A 9,783-nucleotide genomic window follows, 5' to 3' on the forward strand; every position below is an offset into this window, starting at 1 on the left:
GGTAATCAATGACACAGTGGAGGCATTCGCAGGTGTAAATCGTTTCCGCGGCAGTTATCCTGCTGCTTCGGGCGGTCCGGGTGCAGACCACGGATGTTTCCCCACATTGTTTTCGTGAATATCATAAACTGATTACAAGAGGCAGTTCCAGGACTGAACGCGGTGATCGTCCCAGGGCTCACGTCAACGGGCGAACGAACTCCTGGCTTGACTTTTGAAGATTCACTCGAGGAGATCAGCGTATGTCGCAGACGACTGTAACCAAGGGTAAGGTGGAAGGGAAGTTGCCGTACAAGGTCAAGGATATCTCCCTTGCCGAATGGGGGCGACGGGAAATCGAGCTGGCCGAGAAGGAAATGCCGGGCCTGATGGCGCTTCGGGAGAAATACGGCCGTTCGAAACCGCTCAAGGGTGCGCGAATCGCCGGATGCCTCCACATGACGATCGAGACAGCGGTGCTCATCGAGACACTGGTCGAACTGGGAGCCCAGGTCCAGTGGAGTAGTTGCAACAAGTTCTCCACGGAAGATCACGCGGCAGCGGCCATCGCCGCACGGGGCATTCCCGTGTATGCGTGGAAGGGCGAAACTGATGAAGAATACGAATGGTGCATCGAGCAGACCCTGATCTTCCCGGATGGTGAGCAACTGAACCTGATCATCGACGACGGTGGCGACCTCACGGCCATGGTGCACAGCCCCAAGTATGCCCATCTCTTGCCGGGCATCCGGGGGTTGTCCGAAGAAACGACGACTGGCGTCCACCGCCTTTATCAGATGCACGCCAAAGGCGAGCTGAAGGTGCCGGCGATCAACGTCAACGATTCGGTCACCAAAAGTAAATTTGACAACCTCTACGGTTGTCGGGAATCGCTCATTGACGGCATCAAGCGGGCCACCGACGTGATGATCGCCGGAAAAACGGCGGTGGTCTGCGGTTACGGCGACGTGGGCAAAGGGTGCGCCCAATCCCTGCGGGCGTATGGTGCCCGAGTTGTCGTCACCGAAATCGATCCCATCTGCGCCCTCCAGGCGGCGATGGAAGGCTACGAGGTGACGACCCTGGAAGAGGTGGCGCCGCGGGCGCACATCTTCGTGACGGCCACCGGCTGCTGCAACGTCATTCGACCGGAGCACATGCTGGCCATGCCGGATGGTGCGGTCATCTGCAACATCGGTCACTTCGATGTGGAGATCGATGTGGATTGGCTCATGAACAAATCCGGGGCGAAGCGAACCACGATCAAACCGCTCGTGGATAAATTCACTTTCCCCAACGGAAAATCGATCATCCTCCTGGCAGAGGGTCGGCTGGTCAACCTGGGTTGCGCGACGGGCCATCCTTCCTTCGTCATGTCCAACTCGTTTACCAATCAGGTGCTCGCGCAGATCGCGCTGTGGACCGAGCCGGAAAAATATCCGGTGGGTGTTCACTGCCTGCCCAAGAAACTCGACGAGGAGGTGGCCCGACTGCATCTGGAAAAGATCGGCGTCAAACTGACCAAGCTGACTCCCGAGCAGGCGGCGTACCTCGGAATCCCAGTGGACGGCCCCTTCAAACCCGATTACTACCGCTACTGAAATCTGTCGCTGCGTGCAGACCGGTCTTCGTCGATGAGGCCCCTCACATCAGTTGTTCGGTAACCAAAGCAAGCGATTGGAAATGTGTCGGTAGAATAGACCGGTCCCTGCCCGAGGTGTGCGGGGACCGGTTTTGTTGAAAAACAGCAATTGCCTGGTGGTGTTCGTTTTTTGACTGAAAAACCATGCCAGAAATCCAAGCTTTTCGCGGAATTCGGTACAATCTCAGCCACGTCGGTTCGCTGAGCGATGTGATCGCCCCGCCCTATGACGTGATCTCTCCGGAGCTTCAGGACGCCCTCTACAAGAAGCATCCGTGCAACGTGGTGCGGCTGATCCTCAATCGAATTGAACCGGGTGATGACGAGATCAACAACCGATACAGCCGGGCCCGTCGCTACTACAAAAGCTGGCTGGCGGAGGGCGTCCTCGTTCAGGAAGCGGACCCGGCCATCTACGTCTATTACCAGGAGTTCGATCTGCAGGGTGTCCGGTACGTGCGGAGGGGCTTTATGGCCCGGGTGCGGCTCTCCCGCTACGAGGAAGGCCAGATTTTCCCTCATGAGCACACTCTACGCGGGCCGCGAATGGACCAGCTCATGCTCATGACGATGTGCAAGGCGCAGCTCAGTCAGGTATTCGGGATGTATCCCGATCCCGAGGGCCGGACCCAGGCGGTCCTCGATGAGGCCATCCGCGATGTGACGCCGGTGGAGGCGGTCGATCATCTGGGGATCACGCACCGAATGTGGGCGGTCACGAAACCCGAACTGGTGACGGAACTCTCCAGTATTGTTGGACCGTCGCCCATCTTCATTGCCGATGGCCATCACCGGTACGAGACCGCCCTGGAATACCGGGAGCAGCTCCGGGATATGGGTTACCTGCGGCCCGATCACCCTGCCCACTACGTCCTCATGCATTGCGTGCCCATGGAAGACCCGGGCCTCATCGTGCTCCCCACACACCGGCTCGTTCGAGGAATTCCCGCCCTGGGCGCCGATGAGCTGGCCAGCCGACTGGGCGAGGCATTCACGGTGCAAACTGTCGCCCGATCCCCCGAGGCAGCCCGTGATGTATGGGAACTGGTGGAACGGTCACCGGATCCGGCCACCCTCGCCTTTTACACACAAAAGGACGACACCTGGTCGGTCGCCGAGATTACTCCGGCAGGTCGGGAAAAGATGGATGAACTGGCGGCCGACCACACGCCAGAATGGCGCAGGCTGGGCGTGGCCGTGCTCCACAAGTTGGTTCTCGATCATCTCCTCCGCCTCGGCTCGCCGCCGGAACTCGAATATGTCCATCTTGTCGACGAGGTGATCGAGCGATTGAAATCCGGCCAGTACCCGCTCGCTGCGCTGGTTCGCCCGGCCACCGTTACCGACATCCGTGACGTCAGTCTCCAGGGTGACCGAATGCCGCCGAAGAGCACCTATTTCTATCCCAAGCTTTGCTCTGGCCTGGTCATCAACCCGCTCGAGTGAGACCTCTTTTCCGCGATCACGGCACCTCGGCAGTTCCTTCCGACCAACCGGTTGCGGGCGGGTTTCCGCGCTCTGTTCCACGTGAAACCGAACCTATCCGGAAAACTCACCGCCGGAGATAAAGTTGCCCCCGCCCTGAGAGTCATCTCCCACCTGAGCGTCTTTACCAGAACGTCCCCTGGATGTACCTGCGAGAAAGCGGGCGAAGTTCCATCACGGCGAGGGCAGAAAGGAGCACAGGGAAACCGAAAAACGGGTTTCTCTTAGGGTTTCCTGGATGAAGTGGTTGACACCCTGCTTTGAGCCCCGCCACTCCACGCATGGCCAATTGCCAACGAGAGGAGCGACTCATGAATCACCCCTACCGACCTGTTCGCCGCAGCGCCTGTAATCCCGGGAGGGGGCATTCATGAATTGTTTCCGCGTCCAAGCAGGAACTGGCCAAAGTAGCGGCACCCCGGTCTGGGAAATGAGTCCAACAGTCAAATCGGCACCTGACAACCAGTTTCCTCCGGCTTGAATTTCACCACTGCGCGAGGCCCTCTCGAGGTTCGCACCTTTTCCAACGGCTGAGGAATAGTGTCGATACGTCAGGGCAGACTGGCATTCCACGTTTTTTCGCTCATCGCTAGAATAAGTTGACGCATTTGCCCAAGGCCTGCAGCCGTTTCACGTGGAACACACGGAAAGGTTCGCGCCGTTCGGTGCCAGCCCCAAGTTTCCTGGCTAGCGACTGAGGACGCCATCCGCGAGTGTTCCCGGCCTGTTCTCAACTGAGTACCGAGAGCCCGTAGGGGCGGGCAGGCCGTTTTCAGGGAGGCGAATCGACAACCGGTCCAATATCGGAAGGAGGTCAGCCATCGGCAGGGAGGCCGATTTGTGCCGCGTGTCATCTGTATTGCCAACCAAAAAGGTGGCGTAGGAAAAACGACGACCGCCATCAATCTGGCTGCCTGTCTGGCGGTGGCAGGCCGGCGAACGCTCCTTGTCGATCTCGATCCCCAGTGTAACGCCACATCGGGGCTGGGGCGTCAGCCGCTTCCTCATCATCCGCTCGTGGCGGGATTACCGCTGAGCGACGCCGTATTGCGGGTCGATGTGGCGAACCTCGAACTCCTGCCCGGGAGCCGTAGCTTTCGCGACGTGGAAGCACTCGCCAGGGATAACGGCACGTACGCCTCCCTGTTGCGCTCCCACCTGCAAAACGGCATGGCCGGGTACGACTACGTTCTGATCGACTGTCCCCCCTCGGTTGGACAGTTGACCAGGACGGCCCTGGCGGCCTCCCACGAGGTCCTCATGCCTATTCAGTGTGAATACTTCGCCATGGAGGGCCTTGCCCAGATGATCGAGGTTATCCGGCAGGTGATGATCGAGCGTGACCGGCAACTCCAGTTTGGAGGAATCCTGCTCACGATGTACGATCCCCGCCTCGAACTGACTCTCGAAGTCGAGGCGGAGGTCCGCGAATTCTTCGGCGAAATCGTATTTCAAACGGTGATTCCGCGCGATGTCCTGTGCGCGGAAGCACCCAGCCACGGTTTACCTGTCATTGCCTACGCACCGCGGGCAAGAAGCACCCGCGCTTACGTGGAACTTTGCATGGAGGTTCTGGAAAGTGAGTAGAGAAAAACGCCTTGGACGTGGTTTGGAAGCCCTGCTCGGTCGTCTTGATACCGTCGCGACTGGGGACGAACATCCCGCCTCCGTGTCAGGTGACACTCTGGGGCAGGACTTGGCCCATCGGGAGGGAGCCGGTCCTGGGGAAAGCCCCTCGCCCCGAAAGCACACCCCGGAGGTAACACGGATTCCCATCGACGACATTGACCGGAATCCATTCCAACCGCGGCAGGAAATCGATACGGAAGAGCTCATGCAACTGGCGGAGAGCCTGTCCACACACGGCTTGCTGCAACCGATCGTGGTGCGCCGCCACGGCAATCGGTACCAGCTCGTGGCCGGTGAGCGACGCCTGAGAGCCGCACGCATCGCCGGTTGGCAGGAGGTGCCCGCCCGCATCGTTCAGGCTGACGACCGCCAGCTCGCTGAATTGGCGATCGTCGAAAACCTCCAGCGGAAGGACCTCAATCCTCTGGAAAAAGCCCTCTGCTTCCAGCGGTATTTGGAAGAATACGGGGCGACGCAGGAAGAACTTGCCGCACGGCTCAATCTGGATCGTTCGACGATCTCCAATTTCATCCGGCTCCCGGGCGGATTGGGCGATGCGTTTCCACCGAGCCGCCACGGCATGCGACGGATGTTTGCCTCCGGCAAACGCTGCCCAAAAGCAGGAAGCCGGCTGGCCACGCTTGCTCGCGGGAAAGTGAGGACATTCCGATGAAACCGAAACTCCTTCGGCTGCATCCCCAGGACAACGTGGTGATCGCCACTGCGGCGATCAAGGCGGGGACAACTCTGCGGTTGGATCGCATCAAACTGCAGGTCATTTCGAATGTTCCCATGGCTGGCAAAATCGCGACGCGTCCTATCGCAGAAGGTGAAAAAATCATCAAACTGGGACATCCCATTGGCCATGCCACCCGCAACATCGAGCCGGGGGAGTGGGTCCACACGCACAACCTGGCCAGCGACTATCTGCCCACCCCGGAGCGTACGCCAGCCAAGGCTGCGGGGGAGCAGATCGAGACGGCCGTCTCTGTGCCCCCCGAGGAAGCCGTGCAAACGGCATCTCCAGAAGCAACCGAAGGTCTCGAACCAACCGCCGACCTGGCGTTGAGCGAGGAAACGACCGAGCCGGTACGAGCGACGATCGAAGACGCCGCTGCGATTTCCGCTGCGGGAGAAAGCACCTCCGCCCCGCCCGCGGGTGAAAGCTCAACCGCTCCGGGACAGGAAAATCCTGAAGGCGCGAGCGAGTCGGATGCACCCTCTGAACGTCGCGACGATTCCTCAGGCTGATTGACCCTCAGAACCGTGAGCTGACCGCGACAGACGCGAGCTGCGTTTGAATAAAAGGAGAAAAGTTATGGCGTCCAGCCCCGTCGATCAACAACAGGCCCCTGTCCAGAAACTCCCCGAACAGCACAGCTGGCAGGGATATCTCCGCCCGGACGGCCGCAAGGGCATCCGTAATCGCCTGCTGGTGGTGTACCTGGTGGAATGCGCCCGGCATGTGGCGGAAGAGATCGCCGCTCCCTTTCGACGGCAGGAGGTGGAAGTGCTGGGGTTTCCTGGTTGTTACCCCAGCGCGTATGCCGAGCGGATCCTCCGCCAACTGACGACCCATCCCAACGTCGGCGGTGCCCTGCTTGTTTCGCTGGGGTGCGAAAGTTTCGATCGGGATGGGCTGGCGGCGGCCATCGCCCAGTCAGGTCGGCCAGTGCACACCATTGTTATCCAGGAAAACGGGGGTACCACGCGAAGCATCAAACGGGGACGACAATGGGTGAAGAGCACCCTCCCGCAACTGGCAGATGTCCCCCGCTGTGCCATGTCTGTCCAGGACCTGGTGGTGGGGACGGTCTGCGGAGGTTCTGATGCCACCAGTTCTTTGACGGCCAATCCCGCGTGTGGGCTGGTCTTCGACCGACTCGTGGACGCCGGCGCCACGGCCATCTTCGAGGAAACCGGCGAACTTCTCGGGTGCGAGTCCCTCCTGGCGGAACGGGCTGCCCGACCGGAACTGGCGGACGTTCTGCGCGCAACCGTGGAAAAAGCCGCCCGCTACTACGCCACACTGGGTCATGCCAGTTTCGCTCCCGGAAACACCGAGGGCGGCTTGACTACGATTGAAGAAAAATCGCTGGGCGCTTATCTCAAGAGCGGCCATCGGCCTATCGCTGGGATCATCAAGCCGGGTGACGTTCCGCCGCAACCCGGTTTGTATCTTCTGGACGTCGTCCCCGATGGGGAGGTCCGTTTCGGCTTTCCCAACATCGCCGACAACGCAGAAATCATCGAGCTGATCGCTTGCGGATGCCATGTGATTCTCTTCACTACAGGCCGAGGATCTGTGGTGGGTTCCGTGATTTCACCCGTTATCAAGATCTGCGCCAATCCGGAAACGTATCTCCGCATGAAAAGCGATATGGACGTCAACGCCGGCGACGTGCTCTTGGGCAAGGCCACTGTTGAAGACGTTGCGGACCGAATTTTCAAACTCCTCGTCGAAGTGGCCGGAGGTCAGCAGACCGCTTCCGAAGAACTGGGACACCGGGAGTACATCCTGACCTACAAATACTTCGAACCACTCGGTCCGGCGTGCCTTCCTGTTTCACGCTGAACCTTTTCCAAGATCGCGATCTATTGAAGTCGATTGGCGCTGGAGTTATCCGATACGACCGATTCCTGCTGCTGGGCAACCTCGGCACCGGGAAGGCGAGCACCGACTTGGGCGGCGAGAAAGCATGTGTCTCCAGTTGTCCTTCCGTATTCGCACGGAATTCCCGAAACCTGCCGAGCGTACTTGGCTACCAGTTTGAGAAGCGTGCACCGATCGAGCGGTTTGGTGGCGAAATCATCGCATCCCGCCATAAAGCACCGCTCCCGCTCACCAGGTTCAGTACCGGCTGTGAGAGCGATCACAGGCGCTATGTAACCGGATTCCCGCAACAGCCGGACCACCTGATACCCCTCCAGGTCGGGAAGATTGATATCCAGGAGGATGCAGTCGAAGGGTTTTCCCTCTACATGATTCTCAAGGGCCTTGCGCACCGCATCGCGTCCGGTCTCCGCGGTGGATACCTCAACCCCGGCCGACTGCAAAATGTGTTGGAAGAGACGCCTGGTCTCAATCGCATCCTCTGCCAAGAGGACGCGTGCCCGAATGCGACATCCCCGGGATCCCCCTTTGGTACTTTCTGGGGAGGCGTTTTCCTTAGCTTTTGCCTCCCGGCGTAACTCGGCCGGATCCACCCACTCGAACTGGTCGGCACTGCCGAGCGGGATTGTTACCCGGAAATTGCTTCCCAGCCCCACCTCGCTGACGACCGTGATGTCGCCGCCAAGGCATCGCGCCAGACTGCGACTGAAGGCCAGGCCCAGACCGGTGCCAGGAAATCGCGCATTGGTGCTGGCATCGCCACGGTGGAAAGGCTCGAAAATTTTTTCGCACATCTCGGCCGGAATGCCGACGCCGGTGTCAATGACCTCGAATTGAAGAGAGCACTGACCGTCGTCGCTGCGCGGCACCTGGACGACAAGGCGTACCGATCCCGAATCCGTGAATTTGATCGCATTCCCGAGGAGGTTGATGAGGATCTGTCGCACCCGGATGGGATCGATACGGATGCGACGCGGCACGCAGCCGCGGATTTCCAGGCGGAGCGGCAAGTTCTTGGCCCGCGCCCGAATCTCCATCAATTGCATCACGTCCTCGGCGAGTTCCACCAGGGAGCAATCCTGGGCGTTGATTTCCAGACGTCCCGCTTCGGACTTGGCAAGCTCCAGCAAATCATTGATGATCTGGAGGAGATACTGGCCATTGCGCAGAATTGTTTGAATGGCGGCAATCCGGGTGGGCGGAGCGCGGTTGAGATCACCTTCGATCAGAAGCGTCTCGGCGTAGCCGAGGATGGCTGTCAGCGGCGTTCGCAGTTCGTGCGTCACGCTGGCCAGGAATTGGTCTTTTGCTCGCAAGGCCGCCTGGGCTTGCTGCCTCGCTTCTTCCAGTTCCCGGACCAACTGTTCGAGCCTCGCCGTGTGATCGCGGAGGGCGATTTCGGCCTGCTTTTGTTCGGTGATGTCGGTGACCAAGCCCATGCCCCCGCAATACCGCCCGGTTTGGTCGTACACCGGCGCCACGGCCGCCAGAATCCACCGCACTTCTCCATTTTTCCGCACGATACGAAGCTGGTAAGTAGAAGAAAGCCCCTGGCGCCGTAATCGAAGCTGTTCTCGAACGAGCTGGTGATCCTCCGGATGAACAAAACGGAGCAGTTTCTGACCCACGATTTCTTTCTCGGATCGGCCGAAAATCTGGCAAAAGCTCTCGTTGACGAGGGAAAATCGGCCGGTAGGCCCCACAAGACCAATGGCGGCCTTCGTTTGCTTGGTAATGAGACGGTAAATGAACTGTTCGCCGTTTTCGGTTTCAGAACGGGCATAAACCCGCAGCAGACGGTAGCCACCGAGAATAATCGCAGACATTCCCGCCACCCAAAGAAGCCCCAGCCCAAGGACGACGCCGGGTGATCGGACGTGCGGATCGGCCAGGAACGTCCCCCACAGGGCCGCGAGAATGATACTCGACCACACGAGGGCCACCAGCCACACGGTGCGCTGCAGGTGATGTCGGGCAAGACTTGGCATCACGTCTGCCGGCTCCGCCTGCTGGAAGTGCTGGTTGTTGTGCTGACGTTTCGCAGTCAATGTTGCCCAACTCTCCTCTGGATTGCACTGGACACGGCCAACCGCTGCACAAACGACGCGCGGGTTTCCCACAAAAGCATAGGTTTTTCTCAACCATCGGGCCGACAGCCGGCCGTTTTGTCCCCCCGCAGACGTCAATCTTCCCGCGCTTTTTGCCGGACGTATCGGTGATACGGGATGAAACAGCCCCAAAAACGACCACGGTCACAAAATCTTCTCCTGGAAATTGTTAGCCAGGCGTTTGCGCAAAATGACAATCGATTTGCGCAAAAGTGGTTTGCGTTGGGTGTGTCCCCGGAGTAGCATAAGCGCGGGGAGGCTGGTGATCGTCATCTTTTTCCGTGAGGGGGGGTTCTTTTCAAAAGGAGGGTTCTCGTATGTCCGCC

8 protein-coding genes are annotated in these 9,783 nt (G+C 59.5%); 6 read left to right on the top strand and 2 right to left on the bottom strand.

Going from position 1 to position 9,783, the window contains the following annotated elements:
* The first annotated feature begins 242 nt into the window (after nucleotides 1–242).
* From ahcY to H5U08_RS04405, 6 genes are all read left to right on the top strand, one after another.
* Entirely contained in the window at nucleotides 243–1,580 is a 1,338-nt protein-coding gene (gene ahcY / locus H5U08_RS04380) for an adenosylhomocysteinase (RefSeq protein WP_297030607.1), read from the top strand.
* Nucleotides 1,581–1,765: 185 nt separating this feature from the next.
* Nucleotides 1,766–3,067, top strand: coding sequence for a DUF1015 domain-containing protein (locus H5U08_RS04385; protein WP_297030610.1), 1,302 nt, complete (start codon nucleotides 1,766–1,768; stop codon nucleotides 3,065–3,067).
* An 879-nt stretch (nucleotides 3,068–3,946) separates the two neighbouring features.
* Nucleotides 3,947–4,693: a ParA family protein gene (locus H5U08_RS04390; RefSeq protein ID WP_297030612.1), complete on the top strand. Its 747-nt coding sequence runs from the start codon at nucleotides 3,947–3,949 to the stop codon at nucleotides 4,691–4,693.
* Nucleotides 4,686–5,408, top strand: a complete 723-nt coding sequence (locus H5U08_RS04395) for a ParB/RepB/Spo0J family partition protein (RefSeq protein WP_297030615.1) — start codon at nucleotides 4,686–4,688, stop codon at nucleotides 5,406–5,408. The genes H5U08_RS04390 and H5U08_RS04395 overlap by 8 nt, the downstream gene beginning before the upstream one ends.
* A complete protein-coding gene (locus tag H5U08_RS04400) occupies nucleotides 5,405–5,986 on the top strand; it encodes an SAF domain-containing protein (RefSeq protein WP_297030618.1) in 582 nt (193 codons plus the stop codon). The genes H5U08_RS04395 and H5U08_RS04400 overlap by 4 nt, the downstream gene beginning before the upstream one ends.
* A gap of 67 nt (nucleotides 5,987–6,053) precedes the next feature.
* A complete protein-coding gene (locus H5U08_RS04405; RefSeq protein ID WP_297030620.1) occupies nucleotides 6,054–7,310 on the top strand; it encodes a UxaA family hydrolase in 1,257 nt (418 codons plus the stop codon).
* Between the two features lie 20 nt (nucleotides 7,311–7,330).
* Here H5U08_RS04405 and H5U08_RS04410 read toward each other — a convergent pair whose 3' ends face one another.
* Nucleotides 7,331–9,397, bottom strand: coding sequence for an ATP-binding protein (locus tag H5U08_RS04410; protein ID WP_297030624.1), 2,067 nt, complete (start codon nucleotides 9,395–9,397; stop codon nucleotides 7,331–7,333).
* 204 nt (nucleotides 9,398–9,601) lie between these two features.
* Nucleotides 9,602–9,783, bottom strand: a 182-nt coding sequence (locus tag H5U08_RS04415; protein ID WP_297030628.1) for a hypothetical protein, incomplete at its 5' end; no start/stop codon positions are given.

Origin of the sequence: Thermogutta sp., from assembly GCF_014359955.1 — a bacterium.
Classification (GTDB): domain Bacteria; phylum Planctomycetota; class Planctomycetia; order Pirellulales; family Thermoguttaceae; genus Thermogutta.

Coding starts and splice junctions, on each gene's coding strand:
- ahcY (WP_297030607.1), top strand. CDS start 243: ATGTCGCAGACGACTGTAACCAAGGGTAAGGTGGAAGGGAAGTTGCCG.
- H5U08_RS04385 (WP_297030610.1), top strand. CDS start 1,766: ATGCCAGAAATCCAAGCTTTTCGCGGAATTCGGTACAATCTCAGCCAC.
- H5U08_RS04400 (WP_297030618.1), top strand. CDS start 5,405: ATGAAACCGAAACTCCTTCGGCTGCATCCCCAGGACAACGTGGTGATC.
- H5U08_RS04405 (WP_297030620.1), top strand. CDS start 6,054: ATGGCGTCCAGCCCCGTCGATCAACAACAGGCCCCTGTCCAGAAACTC.